At 65.0% G+C, this 15,954-nt stretch carries 16 protein-coding genes; 11 read left to right on the top strand and 5 right to left on the bottom strand.

What is annotated here, in order from left to right; translation table 11 throughout:
- Window positions 1-144 precede the first annotated feature (144 nt).
- Window positions 145-807: a GntR family transcriptional regulator gene (locus BLU32_RS09555; protein ID WP_093806482.1), complete on the bottom strand. Its 663-nt coding sequence runs from the start codon at window positions 805-807 to the stop codon at window positions 145-147.
- Window positions 808-976: 169 nt separating this feature from the next.
- Between BLU32_RS09555 and BLU32_RS09550 the strand changes: the two genes are divergently transcribed.
- From BLU32_RS09550 to BLU32_RS09530, 5 genes are read left to right on the top strand one after another with little or no spacing between them, the layout of a single operon-like run.
- Window positions 977-1,924 (top strand): tripartite tricarboxylate transporter substrate binding protein, encoded by a 948-nt coding sequence (locus BLU32_RS09550; protein WP_197673731.1) that lies wholly within the window; start codon window positions 977-979, stop codon window positions 1,922-1,924.
- Entirely contained in the window at window positions 1,915-2,376 is a 462-nt protein-coding gene (locus BLU32_RS09545) for a tripartite tricarboxylate transporter TctB family protein (RefSeq protein WP_157727600.1), read from the top strand. Before BLU32_RS09550 ends, BLU32_RS09545 begins: the two co-directional genes overlap by 10 nt.
- Window position 2,377: 1 nt before the next feature.
- Window positions 2,378-3,856: a tripartite tricarboxylate transporter permease gene (locus BLU32_RS09540; RefSeq protein WP_093806478.1), complete on the top strand. Its 1,479-nt coding sequence runs from the start codon at window positions 2,378-2,380 to the stop codon at window positions 3,854-3,856.
- Between the two features lie 34 nt (window positions 3,857-3,890).
- Window positions 3,891-5,327 (top strand): aldehyde dehydrogenase, encoded by a 1,437-nt coding sequence (locus tag BLU32_RS09535; protein ID WP_093806476.1) that lies wholly within the window; start codon window positions 3,891-3,893, stop codon window positions 5,325-5,327.
- Window positions 5,328-5,364: 37 nt separating this feature from the next.
- Complete coding sequence (locus BLU32_RS09530) at window positions 5,365-6,255, top strand: NAD(P)-dependent oxidoreductase (protein WP_093806474.1); 891 nt, start codon at window positions 5,365-5,367, stop codon at window positions 6,253-6,255.
- A gap of 449 nt (window positions 6,256-6,704) precedes the next feature.
- On the opposite strand, the gene BLU32_RS21780 is transcribed toward BLU32_RS09530, so the two are convergent.
- The 3 genes from BLU32_RS21780 to BLU32_RS09520 all read right to left on the bottom strand — a co-directional run bounded on the left by BLU32_RS21780 (window position 6,705) and on the right by BLU32_RS09520 (window position 9,706).
- Window positions 6,705-6,899 carry a hypothetical protein gene (locus BLU32_RS21780; protein WP_157727599.1) on the bottom strand — a complete coding sequence of 65 codons (195 nt, stop codon included), beginning with the start codon at window positions 6,897-6,899 and terminating at the stop codon, window positions 6,705-6,707.
- A gap of 276 nt (window positions 6,900-7,175) precedes the next feature.
- Window positions 7,176-7,853: an HAD family hydrolase gene (locus BLU32_RS09525; protein ID WP_093806472.1), complete on the bottom strand. Its 678-nt coding sequence runs from the start codon at window positions 7,851-7,853 to the stop codon at window positions 7,176-7,178.
- Window positions 7,854-7,936: 83 nt separating this feature from the next.
- Window positions 7,937-9,706: a methyl-accepting chemotaxis protein gene (locus BLU32_RS09520; RefSeq protein WP_093806470.1), complete on the bottom strand. Its 1,770-nt coding sequence runs from the start codon at window positions 9,704-9,706 to the stop codon at window positions 7,937-7,939.
- A gap of 333 nt (window positions 9,707-10,039) precedes the next feature.
- Here BLU32_RS09520 and rpiA point away from each other — a divergent pair, with 333 nt between their 5' ends.
- From rpiA to BLU32_RS09495, 5 genes are all read left to right on the top strand, one after another.
- Window positions 10,040-10,732 carry a ribose-5-phosphate isomerase RpiA gene (rpiA, locus tag BLU32_RS09515; protein WP_093806468.1) on the top strand — a complete coding sequence of 231 codons (693 nt, stop codon included), beginning with the start codon at window positions 10,040-10,042 and terminating at the stop codon, window positions 10,730-10,732.
- A gap of 61 nt (window positions 10,733-10,793) precedes the next feature.
- Entirely contained in the window at window positions 10,794-11,318 is a 525-nt protein-coding gene (locus tag BLU32_RS09510; protein WP_208977007.1) for a DUF2059 domain-containing protein, read from the top strand.
- 95 nt (window positions 11,319-11,413) lie between these two features.
- A complete protein-coding gene (gene gor, locus BLU32_RS09505; protein WP_093806466.1) occupies window positions 11,414-12,790 on the top strand; it encodes a glutathione-disulfide reductase in 1,377 nt (458 codons plus the stop codon).
- A gap of 217 nt (window positions 12,791-13,007) precedes the next feature.
- Window positions 13,008-13,520: a MarR family winged helix-turn-helix transcriptional regulator gene (locus BLU32_RS09500; protein ID WP_371326962.1), complete on the top strand. Its 513-nt coding sequence runs from the start codon at window positions 13,008-13,010 to the stop codon at window positions 13,518-13,520.
- Window positions 13,517-14,035: a hypothetical protein gene (locus tag BLU32_RS09495; protein ID WP_371326961.1), complete on the top strand. Its 519-nt coding sequence runs from the start codon at window positions 13,517-13,519 to the stop codon at window positions 14,033-14,035. The genes BLU32_RS09500 and BLU32_RS09495 overlap by 4 nt, the downstream gene beginning before the upstream one ends.
- 17 nt (window positions 14,036-14,052) lie before the next feature.
- Here BLU32_RS09495 and BLU32_RS09490 read toward each other — a convergent pair whose 3' ends face one another.
- Entirely contained in the window at window positions 14,053-15,258 is a 1,206-nt protein-coding gene (locus BLU32_RS09490) for an aminotransferase class V-fold PLP-dependent enzyme (RefSeq protein WP_093806464.1), read from the bottom strand.
- 60 nt (window positions 15,259-15,318) lie between these two features.
- Here BLU32_RS09490 and BLU32_RS09485 point away from each other — a divergent pair, with 60 nt between their 5' ends.
- A complete protein-coding gene (locus BLU32_RS09485; RefSeq protein ID WP_093806462.1) occupies window positions 15,319-15,924 on the top strand; it encodes a hypothetical protein in 606 nt (201 codons plus the stop codon).
- Window positions 15,925-15,954: the final 30 nt, after the last annotated feature.

The raw sequence follows: 15,954 nt of genomic DNA, 5'->3' as shown, positions 1-15,954 counted from the left end.
CATTTTCCATGCCATGTCAGCCTCATTTATGGGTCCACACCCTAAGCCAACGGGTGCGGTGACCTCGGCCGTGGCCCTGGGGCTCGACCCGAACTGCATCCGTCGTCCGGGCACCAAAGCACCCGGGCGGCGGGGCACTCCCGATCACATGACGCTGCAGTATTTTTCCTCGTAGAACGCGCGGGCCGGCTGCATGTGATCGATGCAGAGCCTTGCGAGCTTTTCGAGATCGCCGCTTTTGACGGCATCGACCATGGCGAAATGTTCCGCCTTCGCCTTGTCGAGGAGTGAGGGCATGCCGAGGCCATGGGAGCGGATGCCGTGTGTCTTGGCGTTCGAGGTCTCGATCGCTTCCGAGAGATAGTGATTGCCCGTCCCCTCGAAGAGCTTGCGGTGGAAAAGCGTATTGGTCTGAAACACAAGCCCGAGGTCGCGCGAGGCGACAGCCTCGGCATGGGCGTCACGCGCCGCCTTCAGCTCCCCAAACCAGTCAGGATCGACCGGAAGGCGGATACGCCGTGCCGCCGCTTCGTGCAAGATGACGCGCAACTCGTAGAGCGCGGCGACTTCCGTTCGGGAGAAATAGCGCACCGCCGCACCGCGGTTGGGCTGACGCTCGACGATCCCCTGGCGCTCCAGCTCATGGATGGCGGCGCGCACAATATGCCGCTTTGTCGAGAAGCGGACGATGAATTCGTCCTCATAAAGGCGCTGCTTCGGCAGAAATCTGCCGAAAATAATGTCCTGCTCCAGAACCGAGACGATCTCTGAAACCGCCGCCTTGGTCATGGTCCCGTGTCTGGCCATGATGTGTCACCTGATTATTGATAACTTTCTTGATATTTATATCGCCAAGCGCGGCGGCGCAAATGCCGCCTCTAATTCACTTGCTGCCCATTTGTCCGTTCGTATGGTCTGCCGGCACTTTCAACGGGACCGCAATAAGGCGGCCCGCAACAATCCCGGGAGGATTACCTTGCTCAAGAAACTCATGACGGCCGCCGCGGCCATTGGCCTCTTCGCCGGCCCGGCTCTTGCCGACTGGCCCGAAAAGTCGCTCGAGCTGCTTGTTGCCTATGGCGCGGGAGGCGGCACCGACGTGACCGCCCGCACCCTCCAGCCGCTGCTGGAAAAGGAACTCGGGCAGTCCGTCGTCGTCGTCAACCGCCCGGGCGCGGCCGGCGAGGTGGGTCACGCGGCCCTCGCCAATGCCGAGCCTGACGGCTACACGATCGGCATCGTGAACCTGCCGCCGATGCTCACCATTCCGATCACCAAGGATGCTGCGTTCAAGCCGGAGCAGATCATTCCGGTCGCAGGACTGGTGCGCGACCCGTCCGCGATCTCGGTTCCCGGCAACAGCCAGTTCAACTCGCTTGACGAACTGATCGCCTACGCCAGGGAGAACCCGGGCGCGGTCACGATCGGCACGACTGGCGTCGGCACTGACGATCATCTCGCGATGCGTTACCTCGCCAAGGCGACGGGCGCGGAATTCACGCATGTTCCCTTTGCGTCCTCAGGTGCTGCTCGTACCGCACTGATGGGCGGTCACGTGTCCGCGGCCGCGCTGAACCTTGGTGAGGCCATGCCGAGCGCCCAGGAAGGCAAGGTCAAGATCCTCGCCCACTTCGGATCCGAGGCGTCGCCGCTGGCGCCCGAGGTTGCGACCGCCAAGTCGCTGGGTGTCGACGTCGAGATGCTGTCGGAGCGCGGCGTCGGCGTGCCGGCCGGCACGGATCCGGCGATCGTCGAGAAGCTCGCTGCAGCCATCGCGGCCGTGGCCAACGATCCGGCGTTCATCGAGCGCAACAAGAAGCTCTTCACCGAGGTCGCCTACAAGCCGACGGCGGAGTTCCAGCAGCACGTGAAGAAGCTGCGTGAGGACTATCAGGCCATGTGGGCCGAGTCCCCGTGGCAGTAACGCCTGAAAGGGCAGAGGGAAACACCGTCCGGCCGCTGGAGCGGCTGGCGGTGGCTCTCGCCGTCGCGCTTGCCGGAGGGGTCGTCGTCTTCGACGGCACCCGGCAGGCCGGGGCAAGTGCTTACTTTCCCATTGCGGTCGGCAGCGCGATGATCGTGCTGTCGGCGGTCTCCGTCGCCGGGCTTGGCCGTGACCTGCGTTTCACCGACGAGGCGCCGTTGCTCAAGGGGTTCGCCGGTCTCGTCCTGCTTGCCGCCTTTATCGGGCTTTCCGGCCAGATCGGCTTTCTCACGGCTTCTTTGGCTTTCATTCCTGCAATGGCGGTTCTTGGCGGCGACCGCAATGTCGTGCGCGTCGTCGTCGGAACGCTTGCCTTTGTCGTCATGGCCTATGTCGTGTTCCACCTCGCGTTGGCACAGCCGTTCCCGGCGGAACTGATCCTGGGAGGCTGACATGATCGAAGTTCTCTCCGGGCTTCCACACGCCCTGCTTGTCGACAGCATTCTGGCGATGGTTGTGGGCACTGCCGCCGGCATTCTCGTCGGTGCGATCCCCGGCCTCACGGCCACCTTGGCCATGGCGCTCCTGCTGCCGTTCACCTACACGATGTCGCCGCTCGTGGCGCTCGGCATGATGGCCGGGATCTACAACGGGTCCATGTATGGCGGTGCCATCCCGGCAATCCTGATGCGGATTCCGGGTACGCCCTCCGCTGTTGCCACCACATTCGACGGCTATCCGCTGGCACAGGCCGGCCGGGCCAAATATGCGCTGCACATTGCGCTGATCTCGTCCACGGCGGGCTCCATCATCAGCGCGCTCGCGCTCATGGTCATTGCGCCGCCGCTGGTGACACTCGCCCTGAAGTTCGGTCCCACGGAATATTTCTGGGTCGCGATCTTCGGCCTTACCAGTGTCTCGCTGCTGCTCGCCGGTGCGCCCGCCAAGGGGCTCGCCTCTGCAATGATCGGCGTTGCCGTCGGCCTCGTCGGCATGGACATGATGACCGGTTCGGAAAGGCTGGTCTTTGGCGTGCGCCACATTGCCGGTGGGATCGATCTCGCCGTCATGCTCACCGGGCTCTTCGCGGTGCCTCCGGCACTTGCCATGCTTTCCGCCTCCTCGGGTGGACGCAGCCGCGCCGACCTGACCGGCGCCGGCCTCAGGGTGCGCGAGGCCTTCACCTTCGCGCGCACATGGATCCGTTCGGGCATCATCGGCGTTGTCATCGGCATCATGCCCGGCGCCGGCGGCAATCTCGCCGGCATCCTGAGCTATGCCGAGGAAAAGCGCGCGGCGCGGGATTCCTCGCGCTTTGGCAAGGGAGACCCGCGCGGCATTGCTGCATCGGAGTGCGCCAACAATGCCGACAACGCCTCGTCGCTGATCCCGACCCTGGCGCTCGGTGTTCCGGGGAACTCGGTTGCGGCCCTGATGATGGGCGCGATGCTGATCCAGGGACTGACCCCGGGGCCGGCACTGTTCAGCCAGCACGCGGATGTCGTCTACGGCTTCATGTGGCAGATGCTGCTGACGGCCTTCATGATGCTCGGTCTCGGACTGGTCGGTGCGAAGCTGTTCGTGAACATGCTGCGCATTCCCGCTGCGCTGCTTGCGCCGATGATCCTCATTGTCTGCTCGCTCGGCACTTACGCCTCGACGAATGCCATGGCCGACGTCTGGCTCATGCTCGCCTTTGGCGTGACAGGCTATGTGCTGTCCCGCTCGGGCTATCCCATCGCTCCGATCGTTCTGGGCGCGATCCTCGGCCCGATGGCGGAATCCTCCTTCCGTCAGGCTCTGCTGATCTCGCGCGGCGATCCGCTCTCCTTCGTCTCGTCGCCGATCTCGATCATCCTCGTCATCGCGATCCTGGCGATCCTCTCCCTTCCGCTGCTGCGTAGCCGAGCGCGCAAGGCGTCTTCCGGTTGAGCACATCTGAAAAACACAGGACATAAGCACAGGCATGGACACCCGTACGAAAGCCGACGAACTCGTCAGCATCAACCCCGCCGATGGCAGCGAAGTGGGGCGCGTGGCGATCACCACCCCGCTGGAGCTGGATGCCATCGTCGCACGTGGGCAGGCTGCCTTCCGCAATTCGGGCTGGAAGGAGCTGATGCCGCACAAGCGGGCGGAGGTGCTGCACGCAATCGCCAACGGCCTGCTGGCCGAAAAGGAGCCGCTTGCAACGCTCCAGATGCGGGACAACGGCAAGCCGATCGCCGAATGCCGGGGGATGGTCGACTATGCGGTCGGCGCGTTCCGGTATTACGCGTCGGTCTGCGAGACGCTCGAGACCGACGTCACACCGCGCCGCGGTGACTACGTATCCTTCACCGTGCTTGAGCCCTATGGCGTGGTTGCGGCCATCAACCCCTGGAATTCGCCGATCATGAATGATGCGGCGAAGGTGGCGCCCGCGCTTGCCGCCGGCAACGCGGTCATCCTGAAACCGTCGGAGGATGCCCCGCTGCTCGCGCCGGAGCTGGCGCGCATCGCCGCCGCCGCGGGGTTGCCCGACGGCCTGCTTCAGGTGGTGCAGGGGCGTGGAGCCGAGGTTGGCGCCGCCCTTGTGGCTCACAAAGGAGTGGGCATGATCTCCTTCACGGGCGGCACGACCACAGGGCGGGTGATCGGCCGGGTTGCCGGCGAGCGTATCGTTCCGGTGGCTCTTGAGCTCGGCGGCAAGTCCCCGCATGTCGTCTTCGCCGATGCGGATCTGGATCACGCGGTGGCGGCGGTTGCCGCCGGCATTTTCGGCTCGTCCGGCCAGTCCTGCGTTGCCGGCTCCAGGCTGCTTGTCGAGGAGAGCGTTCACGATGAGGTCGTGGCGCGGCTTGTGGACCGCGCGAAACGCATCGTGTTGGCGGCTCCCGACGCCAAGGGCGTGGAGATGGGACCGCTCGCCTCGTTCCATCACCGCGAACGCGTTCACGCCTTCGTGGAGGGCGCCCGCGCGGAAGGCGGGCGCGTGCTGTGCGGTGGCTCGGCTCCCGAAGGAGAAGACTACGGGGCAGGGGCCTATTACCTGCCCACCGTGATCGATGGGCTGCCTCACGATGCCGTCTCCTGCCAGGACGAGGCGTTCGGCCCCGTTCTGGTCGTGCTGCCGTTCAAGAACGAGGCCGACCTCGTTGAGATGGCCAATGGCACGGACTTCGGCCTCGCCTGCGGTATCTGGACCGAGAACTTCAAGAAGGCATGGCGCACAGGGCGCGCGCTTGAGGCGGGGTCCGTCTGGATCAACACCTACAAGCAATCCGTGACGAGCACGCCCTTCGGCGGCTTCAAGGACAGCGGCATCGGTCGCGAGAAGGGCATCGACGGTCTTCGTCTCTATGCGCAGGTGAAGAGCATGTTCTTCGGCCTGCAAGAGAATCCGCTGCCGATCGCCAAGTGACCCGTCCCGATAACCCAACAGAAATTCCGGAGCATCTATGACCGATATCTCGAAGGTTGCCGTTTACGGTCTCGGCAACATGGGCTTTCCCCTCGCCAGGCGAATTGCGGCCCGTTTTGCGGTGCAGGTTTTCGATCTGAACCAGGACATGCTCGCCACCGCCGGGACGGAATTCGGCGCCGAGACCATCACCGGGCCCGAGGCGCTGTCGCAGACACCGGTCGTGGTTCTGTGTCTGCCCAGCCCGAAGGTCTCGCTTGCCGTGCTTCGCCAGATCGCGCCGCATCTGCCAAAGGACGCAGTGGTTGTGGAAACCTCGACGGTGAACCCGGAGGACGTGATCGCTTGCCGGGATGTTCTCGCCCCTTTCGGGATCCGGGTGATCGACGCATCGCTCATGGCGGGCGTGAGCCAGATGGAGGCAGGAACCGCTTCGCTTCTCATCGGCGGAGAGGAGGCCGCCATCGCCGTCTGCAAGCCGGTTCTTGATGCGATTGCCGAGAAGCAGACCGTGTTCGGTGCCCTTGGAACCGGCGCGGCCGCCAAGGTCATCAACAACGCCGTGGCCCATGCTGTCATGGTGGTCGTGGCAGAGGCCGGCTCCATGGCAACCGCGACGGGAGTTTCCATCGACAAGCTTGTCGGGCTTCTCTCCGACCCGCAGATGGGGCTGCACCGTCCGCTGACCTACCGTTTCGCCAAGCGGGTCGTGGAGGGGGACTATGCCGGCGGAATGCCCCTGGACGCCGCTCGAAAGGATTCACGTCTCGCACTCGACCTGGCACAGACGGAGAGCATTCCCCTGTTCGCAATCCAGGCCGCGCATTCGGTCTACGAAATGGCGGCGCGTGCGGGCTATGCGCGTGAAGACTACGCCGTCATCGCGAAGCTGTGGGAGGACTGGCACGTACCGGCCGTCCCGAAATAGGCGGTCGGCCTTGCGGCTTCTGCCGACAGCCTGTCTGGTGTCTCGGTCTTCTCTTTCAGAAAGATGCACCAGAAACGGATGTCTGCGTTGGAGTTGACAGCTGGTCCAGGTGGCTCGCAACGGTTGACGGTCTCGATACCTGCGCCCGGCGGGGGAAACCCCGACCGGGCTTTTTCGTCATCGACGCTCGACGCGTTTTGGGGGCTGTGCCAGGGCCGGACACGATACGGGCGGACGTGGTGTCTGGGTTCGCCAGACTGGCGGCAAAACCAAAGCCGCAACAAACGCAACGATGAGGGCGCAACACAAAGTGTTGCCCTCGACGTCACCGCAACATCGCGGGTGTCGGACGCCGCGACTGTCGGGCGTATGCCGCAGGGCAGGAGACCATCCTGCCGTGATGCTGACGACGGCTCGCAATCACCGTTCCTGCCGGTGAGGCCGGCCTGCTACTGGACCGATCGTCGGCCGGAATTCGGTACGGAGTTGATCGGGATGGCCGCCACCGTCTCGATCGAGGCCTTGAGGCCGTTGTCGCGCATGTAGGAGCCAATCAGCTGCAGCGCCCCGTCGACGTCGCCTTCGAACATGCAACGGTTGATTTCCGTTGAAATGAACATGCGAGAGTTCGTACTGGGTTTCATGGCGTCCCCTGTGCAGCGCTGCATTGAGCTGACCAAATATTACGACCGATGCATAGCTTTGTTCCCCCAACAAACCTCCGGAAAAACCGATGGAGATCCGAAAGGCCAATGCGTGGCGTGCGAGGCTCTATTTAACGTGCAGAATGCAAGTGCGCGCAATTCAAGATTGCTTCTTGGCGGCTGTATTGTGCAAGACGGTTTATCGGGGGTTTATCTCGCCCTGCCATCCGGCGGCGTGTTTGCGCTTGCGGGCCGGCCGGTCCTCAAACGGCGGGGTCAGGGCGTGAGGCCCAGTGCCGCGAGCGTTTCCGGCAATGTCTGAAACGCTGAAATGATCGCGTCCGGCGACAAATCCGCCACGGGAACGGACGCATAGCCGAATGTCACCGCGATGACCGGGATGCACGCCGCCCGTGCGGCGTCGACGTCCGTCTTGCTGTCGCCGATCATCACGGCGCGCGCAGGCTGGCCTCCGGCACGGCTGATCGCGCCGAGCACCGGTTCGGCATTGGGTTTCGACCGCGCGTATGTGTCGCCGCCGACGAAGGCATCGATCGCGGCGCTCAGGCCGAGCGTGTCCAGGAGCTGGCGCGCCAGCGCTTCGGTCTTGTTGGTGCAGACCGCAATGCGAAATCCGCGCGCCCTGAGCGCGGCCATCGCGTCGACGGCTCCGGGAAAAGGGTGGCTTTCGACGGCGATGTTCGCCCGGTAGTGATCGAGGAAGGCCGGTTGCAGCCGGTCGAGGAGGGCGCTGTCGGGCGCCGCGACGCCATTCAGTTCCAGCCCCTTCCTCAGGAGCGCGCGCGCGCCGTGGCCGAAGAGATGTCCGAGGCTTTGCGTCGACACCGGCGTGTGGCCCTCCTGCGCCAGCACCGCGTTCAGGGCGTTGGCCAGGTCATGTTTGGTATCGACGAGCGTGCCGTCGAGATCGAACACGAGGACGGTCGGGGTCATGGGCGGCTCCGGCTGCAGGGGCGGCGTCCTTATAGACGCAAAAGCCTCCATGCCGAAACTCTCTCCATCGCGACGCGGATTCCCTAAAGTTTGTAGGCGGTGCGAAAGCCGCCCCAGTGGTGGCCGTCGAGCACGACCGGCGCGTCGACCTCGCGCATCCAGACAATGGTGCCGTTGCCCATGTTGCGGGGATAGGTCTGGACGAGGAAGGGCCGTGTGTTTCGCGCGGCACTCAGGCCGGCGCGGTCGTCGAAGATCCGCTTGTTGCGGCAGTTGGCCGCGTTCCATGCCGGGTCGTCCGCGCTTTGGGGCTTCGAGTAGATCAGGTTGTGCACCGGCAGATAGCCGTTGCGGTCGACGGCGGCGCAAAAGGCCATCCCTTTCGATGCGGCGAGGATCTCTTCCTGGATCGGCGGCAGGATGGTCTCCAGAACCGCAAGCGCGTTGTTTTCCACCTGCTCCGGATCGGTTCCGGGAATTGGGCGATAGTCCGTGTCGAAGAGATCTTCCTTGGTCAGGCGTCCGTCCGTCAGCGCCTCGCGCATGGCCGCCTCGACGCGTTCGGCGCCGTCGCAGGCGCGGACAATGAGTGGATCGAGCTGCTTGCGCACAGTGGCGAGCAGGGCCGCGACATTGGTTCGAAACGCGGCCGACGGCTCCAGGAACACGCAATGCAGGCCGTTCTCCGATGCCGCGACGACAGCCAGGTCGACCGTGCCGAGCTCGTCGATGTCCGCCGCGGCGGGGCCGAGGCGGGGCCAGGTGTCGCCGTCTTGCGGCACCAGCAGCACGCCGCCCTCGGAGACGTCGCGGGTCTTGACGCGGATGCGCGTGCCGGCGGCGGACAGGGTTCCGTCCCGCTCTGCGGGCAGGCGATCCTGGGTGCGTCGGTCGCCGATCGCGGTCTGACGGATCATCATCGTGAAGCGCTGGCCGAGCCCGGCGCCGAGCGCCATCATGCCTTCGGAGGCCGCGCGGGCGGCCTCTCCGGCCTGTTCGGCGGCATCGGTCGCCGACGCGATCGTGTCGACCTTCTCGCTGACGGCGCGCACGAAGTCGGCGGTCTGGCGCGCGGTTTCCCCAACCGACCGCGATGTCTCGAGCTGATCGCCCACCTGGTCCGCCACTTTCGCGAAGCTGGGGAGGATTTCGCCGATCACACCGATGATCCGGTTGACCGCCAGGATGCTGCCTTCGGCGGAGTGCTGCAAACGGCCGATGTTGGCGACGATCTCGTCGGTCGCCGTTTGCGTCTCCACCGAAAGCGACTTCACCTCGTTGGCCACGACCGCGAACCCCTTGCCGGCCTCTCCGGCGCGGGCGGCCTCGATGGTTGCATTGAGCGCAAGCAGGTTGGTCTGCTTGGCGACATCGGAAATCAGACGCACGACACTGGCAATGTCCTCGATGGCCGTCTTCAAGTCCTCGATGCCGGCGTTGGCGGTGTCCGCGACGTCACGGGCTTCTTCTGCCAGTTGGGAGGAGGCGCGCACCTGTGCGTCGATCTCGCCGCTTGCGTCCGCCAGATGGGCAATCGCCGTCGAGAGCTCGCGCGCGGTCGTATCGGCCTGCTGCGATTCTTCGCGAAGCGCTTCCGACTGGCCGCGAATGTCGGAGAGAACGATGAGCTGTTCCCCGACCCTCAGCCCGAGCGCCTTTGCTCCGTTGCCGATTTTTGCTGCCGCCGCCTGAAGATCCGTCTCCATCAGGTCGAGCGTGAGCGATGTCTGGTGATCGCCGGCAAGCGATGTGGATGTGGTGTCGGCGCCGACCGTAATGTCCGGCTCCGGCGCGATCTCCGAAATGTTTTTCTTCACGACGTCCTTGCGTTGTGAAACAGAAAAAAGACGCATGACGAGTCTCCCGGTAACGAACGATGCTGGTCTGGCCAGCGAAAAAATCAGTAGAGACTGTAGATGTTCGTATTGAACTGATGGTTAACGCAGCGTCGCTTTTTGCCGATTTGGGACCGTCTATTTGCATCAGGTGTGTTTGCCTGGCTTGCATCCGAACATGGGATCGCGCCGGTTGGAGCGCGCAGTCCCTTTGCCTTGCCGGCGCGCCATGCTACACCCGCGAACGCCGGCTTGCATCGCACTCGATCGGTGCGCGCGGGCGGGATATCGAACGGCTCCGGCCCTCGACCGGCTTCTCGCCGTCAGGGGCGGCATCATGAGCGGGAATGAATGAGCGACGACTTTAAGCGACTTGCTGCAGAGGCGGCACTGGAAGAAGTCCGCAACGGCATGCGCCTGGGGATCGGCACCGGATCGACCGCTGAACACTTCGTGCGCGCACTGGCCGCAAGGGTCGCGGACGGTCTTGATGTTGTCGGCGTTCCCACCTCCGAGCGCACCGCATCGCTTTGCGAGAGCCTGGGTGTGCGGCTTGCGACGCTTGACGCCTGCCCGAAACTGGATCTGACCGTCGACGGCGCCGATGAACTCGACGCACGGCTGACCCTGATCAAGGGTGGCGGTGGTGCCCTGCTGCGCGAGAAGATCGTGGCGCGGGCCTCGGCGCGCATGATCGTGATCGCCGATGAAGGCAAGCAGGTCGCGACCCTTGGCGCGTTTCCGCTGCCCGTCGAGGTCGTGCCCTTCGGCCTGCGCGCCACGTGCAATGCCGTCGAGGCCGCGATCGCCGGGTTTGGCCATGAGGCCCGGATCACGCTGCGCGGGGGCGATACGCCGTTCGTGACCGACGGCCAACACCATATTCTCGACATCGAACTGGGGCAGATCGGGGATGCTGGCGCGCTGTCGCGCGCGCTCCTCGATATTCCAGGTGTCGTCGATCATGGATTGTTCATCGGCATCGCCGATGCCGCCTATCTTGCCGGTGCGGGAGGCGTGACCCGCCTCGTTCCGGTGCCTTGAACCTTAGATGGACCGCGGCGCGTTTCGCTAGGTGCGACCGCCTCTTGTCATGGAGTTCCTCATGTTTTCGACCCTTCGTCACCATTTGACGTCCGCAGCCTCCGCGCTGTTCCTGCTGGCGGCCGTTGCCGTTCCGGCGAGCGCGCAGGAAAATATCTCCGACGAGCATATCGCTGCCGCGCGGGAGACGGTTCTCGCTGCCAATGCGATCCGTGCGTTCGACAATGTGTTGCCGCTGATGGCGGATCGCACCCGCACGCTCTTCATCCAGAGCAATCCGGCAAACACCACCGAGATCGACCTGGTGGTCAACGAGGTCGCGCTGAAGCTCGCCGAACGCCGCCCCGAGCTGAACCGGGTGGTCTACGAGGTGTGGGCGCGCCGTTTCACCATCGAGGAGCTGAACCAGCTCGCCGAGTTCTACAAGTCGCCGCTCGGTCAGAAGTACTCCAAGGTAGAGCCGGAGCTGCGCGCCCTGTCGATCGGTGCCGCGAAACAGTGGGGCGATGCCATTTCCACCGAGATGGTCACGCTGGTGCGCGAGGAGCTGAACAAGCGCCAGGCGGCTGAGCCGAAGACGGAATAACGTCCCGGCTTTCCCCCACAGCGCAAGGGCGCGGGAGCTGCCGGCACGCCTGCGTGTTGCCCCCGCGCTTCGGCAGGCACACAGCGAGGCATGGCATGAACGAGTTCGAGTTTGACCTGTTTGTTATCGGCGGCGGGTCGGGTGGCGTGCGCGCGGCGCGGATTGCCGCCGGCCACGGGGCAAGGGTCGGGATCGCGGAAGAGTTCCGCTATGGAGGTACCTGCGTGATCCGGGGCTGCGTGCCCAAGAAGCTGTTCGTCCAGGCCTCCAAATTCTCCGAGGAGTTCGAGGACGCGGCAGGTTTCGGCTGGGACGTGGGAGCAAGCAGCTTCAACTGGGAGCGGCTGATCGATGCCAAGGACCGCGAGATCGCGCGTCTTGAAAACGTCTATCGGCGCAATCTGGAGCGCTCCGGCGTCGAGATGTTCGACAGCCGCGCGGTGCTTGAGGATGAGCATACCGTACATATCATGTCCGTCGACCGGCGGGTGCGGGCCAAGACGATCCTGATCGCCACCGGCGCGACGCCCAATGTCGATGCGGACCTGCCGGGCGGCGAACATGTCATCACCTCCAACGAGGCGTTTCATCTTGCCGACTTCCCCAAGCGGGTTGTGGTCGCCGGCGGCGGCTATATCGCCGTGGAATTCGCCGGCATCTTCGCCGGACTGGGCGCGGATACCACTCTGATTTACCGGGGCGAGGAGATCCTGCGCGGCTTCGACGACGATCTGCGCAAGGTGTTGCACGAGGAGATGGAAAAGAAAGGCATCAGAGTCCTTTGCGGCGATGTCTTCACCTCGATCGAGAAGCGCGGGGACAATGATTTCGTCGGCCATACCAAGCTCGGCGAGGCCATCGAGGCCGACCGCATCATGTTCGCCATCGGGCGTCGTCCGAACACCGCCGGCCTCGGGCTGGAGGCCGCCGGTGTGGTGACCTCGGCATCGGGCGCCATCGCGGTCGACGACCAGTCGCGGACCAATGTGCCGTCGGTCTATGCGGTGGGCGACGTCACGGATCGGGTCAATTTGACGCCGGTGGCGATCCGAGAGGGCCATGCCTTCGCCGACACCGTATTCGGCGGCAAGACATGGTCTGCCGATCACACGATGATCCCCACGGCGGTGTTCTCGCAGCCCGAAATCGGCACCGTCGGCATGACGCAGGCGGAAGCCGTGGCCAAGCACGGCACCGTTGATGTCTACCGCGCGCATTTCCGTCCGATGAAGCACACGCTGTCCGGGCGCGACGAGAAGATGCTGATGAAGCTTCTCGTCGATCCGGCGAGCGACAAGGTGCTCGGCGTTCACATCCTCGGCCACGATGCCGGCGAACTGGCGCAGGTGCTCGGCGTTGCGATGCGCATGGGCGCAACCAAGGCGGATTTCGATGCGACCATGGCGGTGCATCCCACCGCCGCCGAAGAGCTTGTCACCATGCGCGAGCCGACCGAGCGCGTCACGGCCTGAATCCATCCGACGGCGGGCTGCCGGGTTTGAATGCTGAGAGCGCCTGGCGCGGGGTCTGAAGGATTTGAATCCGGACCTTGCTCCAGGCGTTTGTTTTTTCAGGTGAAGTTTTGATTCAAGTGGCGAGGGTCGTCTTTCCCGGTCCGGGGCGGACTGTCTTCAGCCGATCCGGATATCTGCCTATTGACAGCATATTGTCAAATTGTAAGCTTGTTGCATGAGCAGCACAGTGGACAAGGGGCGCGCGGACGACGGCGCAAAGGCCCGAGACGCCATGCCCGCGCATTCGCCCGAAAGCGGGCTTGTGACGCAGGTGATTCTGGAAACCTTCCGTCTCAACGGGGCATTGCTTTCGGCGGGGGACGCGCTGGTTGGCGATCTCGGGCTGACCAGCGCGCGCTGGCAGGTGCTCGGCGCCGTCGCGCTGGAAGGCCGGCCGCTGTCGGTGGCGCAGATCGCCCGGCGCATGGGACTGTCGCGTCAGGCGGTGCAGCGCGTCGTCAACGATCTGGTCGGCGCCGGACTTGTCGCGCTTGAGGACAATCCCGATCACAAGCGGGCGCGGCTCGTGGTGCTGACCCCGGCGGGGGAGGCGGCCTATGCGGAAGCCGACCGCCGCCAGATCGCCTGGGCGGAGGAGCTGGCCGAGGGCCTCGGCGCGGAGGCGCTTGCCGCCTGTCTGACCGTCTTGCGCCGGCTTTCGGCGCGTTGCGAAGGAGACCGTTCATGACCCGCACCGCCTCGACGCCTGCATCGGCCCCCCAGGACGGGCGTGCACAATCCTCTTCGCCTGCGAGGATCGCGCATCGCACGGCCGGCCTGCTCGCCTTCGCGATGATCGCGACCTTCTGGGTATCGACGGCCGTCTCCGAGCTGTTCGGATCGGCGCAGGCGATTGCGGCGGTGAAGCAGGCGATCCTCTATGCGATGGTCGTGCTGGTACCCGCACTCGCGATCACGGGGGCGAGCGGGTTCTCGCTCGGCAAGGGGCGCAAAGGCGCGCTGCTCGACGCCAAACGCCGGCGCATGCCGCTGATCGCGGCCAACGGGATCCTGATCCTGGTGCCGTCCGCGGTGTTTCTGGCGATGAAGGCGCGCGCGGGCGAATTCGACACGGCCTTCTACGCGGTCCAGGCCGTTGAGCTTGTCGCCGGTGCGCTCAACCTCTTCCTGATCGGGCGCAATATCGCCGACGGGCTGGCCGCTTCGGGTCGCTTGCGGCGGCGGGCGCGGCCCGACCACTAGCGGACGGCGCGCGCCCGTCAGCCGTCGCGCAGGTGCCTGAGCATCGTGTCGATCTCGGATACCGTATTGTAGGCATGGACGGAGGCGCGCACCAGCGCGTCGAGCCCGCGCGCCGGCAGGTCGATGCGCGCCGACCCCGCACCCGACACGGACACGTTGATCCCCGCCTCTGCGAGCCGCGCCTTGGTGGCGGCGGGTGTTTCATCCTCGACCAGGAAGGTGACGATGCCGCAGCGTTTCGAACCTTTGTCATGCACCGTGATGCCGGGCAGACGCGACAGGCCGTCGCGCAAGCTTGCGCCAAGCTCCGCGATGCGGTGCTCAAGCCGGGCGGTACCGATCTCGCAGGCAAGCCGCGCCGCTTTCGCAAGGCCGATCTGGCCGGCGACATAACGCTCCCAGTTCTCGAAGCGTCTGGCGCCTGCGACCAGCCGGTAGCGGTCGGCGTCGAGCCAGTCGCTCGATTCCAGATCGACGAAGGGCGGCTCCAGCGTGTCGGCGACCGCGTCCGACACATAAAGAAATCCCGTGCCGCGCGGCCCGCGCAGGTATTTTCGGCCTGTGCCCGACAGCATGTGACAGCCGATGCGCGACACATCGAGGTCGATCTGGCCGGCCGACTGGCACGCGTCGAGCAGATAGAGAAGGCCGTGCCGGCGGGCGATCGCGCCGACCGCTTCCGCCGGATTGACCAGCCCGCCGAAGGTCGGAACATGGGTCAGCGCGATCAATCGGGTGCGCGGGGTGATCGCCGCTTCCAGCGCGTCGAGATCGATCTGCCCGCCGGCATCGTCGTCGATCAGGTCGATCTCGATGCCGGCGCGCGCCTTCATCTGAAGCAGCGCGACGTAGTTGGACACATACTCCGCGCGTCCCGTGATCACCCGGTCACCGGGCTGGAACGGGATCGCGTAAAACGCCATGTCCCAGGCCCGGGTGGCGTTCTCGACATAGGCAATTTCATTCGGGTGCGCGCCAAGGAGGGCCGCGATCGCAGGATAGAAATCCGCCACATTCGCTTGCGTTCGCTCCGCCGCCTCGTAGCCGCCGATGGTCGCCTCCAGGTCGAGATGGTTCTGCACGGCGTCGATCACGCGTGTCGGCATCAGTCCGGCGCCGGCGTTGTTGAAGTGAATGCGCGTTTCGCAGGCCGGGGTCCCGGCCCTGAGAGCGGCCGTGTCCGCATCGCTCCAGGGGCTCGGTTCGGGCAGAACGCTGGTCATGATTGTCAGGATCCTTTAGGTATAAAGGGGTGAGCGGAACGAAGAAGGGTGAGATCATCAATGGAGATTACCTATTTCGGCTACGGATCGCTGGTCAACACCCGCACGCTCGGCGACGAGGCGGCAGCGATTGCCGGAACGCTGTCCGGCTGGCGGCGCGAATGGCGCGCCTGGTGGCGCACCGAGGGCGCGTCGTCGCAGCGGCCGGGCGTGTGCACGTTGACCGTCAAGCGCGCGCCGCAAAGCGCCATTCAGGGCGTCATGGTGAGCGAACCGGCGGCGCGGCTTGCCGTGCTTGATGAGCGCGAGAAACGGTATCAGCGCGTCACGGACGGAATTGCCGATGCGTTTCGCTGCGATGCGCAGGGAAGGCCTGCCCCCGAGGGGGCGTTCCTCTACGAGGCCGACACCCCGATTCGCCATGCGGGCGACGACGACCACCCGATCCTGCAAAGCTATGTCGACTGCGTGATGGCCGGGTTTCACGCCGCCTGGGGCGAGGCTGGCGTGCGCGGCTTCATCGCCACGACGGACGGTTGGGACGCGCCCTTGCTCGCAGACCGCGCAGCCCCCCGCTATCCGCGCGCGCAGGTGATCGATCCCGAGCTTCTTGCCTTCTTCGACGGTCTGCTGGCGGAACAGGGCGTGCGCTACATCACGGCGTGAGCGGAGATTGAACCGGCAGCACGCCATCAG

The organism is Stappia sp. ES.058 (assembly GCF_900105595.1).
Taxonomy (GTDB): Bacteria; Pseudomonadota; Alphaproteobacteria; order Rhizobiales; family Stappiaceae; genus Stappia.
Note: the sequence above shows the minus strand (reverse complement) of the source record. Positions and strands in the feature narration are given on the sequence as shown.

What these genes read in the sequence shown, in the direction of transcription:
- gor (WP_093806466.1), top strand. Translation starts at nt 11,414, where the DNA reads ATGAACGAGTTCGAGTTTGACCTGTTTGTTATCGGCGGCGGGTCGGGT.
- BLU32_RS09530 (WP_093806474.1), top strand. Translation starts at nt 5,365, where the DNA reads ATGACCGATATCTCGAAGGTTGCCGTTTACGGTCTCGGCAACATGGGC.
- BLU32_RS09520 (WP_093806470.1), bottom strand. Translation starts at nt 9,706, where the DNA reads ATGCGTCTTTTTTCTGTTTCACAACGCAAGGACGTCGTGAAGAAAAAC.
- BLU32_RS09510 (WP_208977007.1), top strand. Translation starts at nt 10,794, where the DNA reads ATGTTTTCGACCCTTCGTCACCATTTGACGTCCGCAGCCTCCGCGCTG.
- BLU32_RS09500 (WP_371326962.1), top strand. Translation starts at nt 13,008, where the DNA reads ATGAGCAGCACAGTGGACAAGGGGCGCGCGGACGACGGCGCAAAGGCC.
- rpiA (WP_093806468.1), top strand. Translation starts at nt 10,040, where the DNA reads ATGAGCGACGACTTTAAGCGACTTGCTGCAGAGGCGGCACTGGAAGAA.
- BLU32_RS21780 (WP_157727599.1), bottom strand. Translation starts at nt 6,899, where the DNA reads ATGAAACCCAGTACGAACTCTCGCATGTTCATTTCAACGGAAATCAAC.
- BLU32_RS09540 (WP_093806478.1), top strand. Translation starts at nt 2,378, where the DNA reads ATGATCGAAGTTCTCTCCGGGCTTCCACACGCCCTGCTTGTCGACAGC.
- BLU32_RS09525 (WP_093806472.1), bottom strand. Translation starts at nt 7,853, where the DNA reads ATGACCCCGACCGTCCTCGTGTTCGATCTCGACGGCACGCTCGTCGAT.
- BLU32_RS09485 (WP_093806462.1), top strand. Translation starts at nt 15,319, where the DNA reads ATGGAGATTACCTATTTCGGCTACGGATCGCTGGTCAACACCCGCACG.
- BLU32_RS09555 (WP_093806482.1), bottom strand. Translation starts at nt 807, where the DNA reads ATGGCCAGACACGGGACCATGACCAAGGCGGCGGTTTCAGAGATCGTC.
- BLU32_RS09535 (WP_093806476.1), top strand. Translation starts at nt 3,891, where the DNA reads ATGGACACCCGTACGAAAGCCGACGAACTCGTCAGCATCAACCCCGCC.
- BLU32_RS09490 (WP_093806464.1), bottom strand. Translation starts at nt 15,258, where the DNA reads ATGACCAGCGTTCTGCCCGAACCGAGCCCCTGGAGCGATGCGGACACG.
- BLU32_RS09495 (WP_371326961.1), top strand. Translation starts at nt 13,517, where the DNA reads ATGACCCGCACCGCCTCGACGCCTGCATCGGCCCCCCAGGACGGGCGT.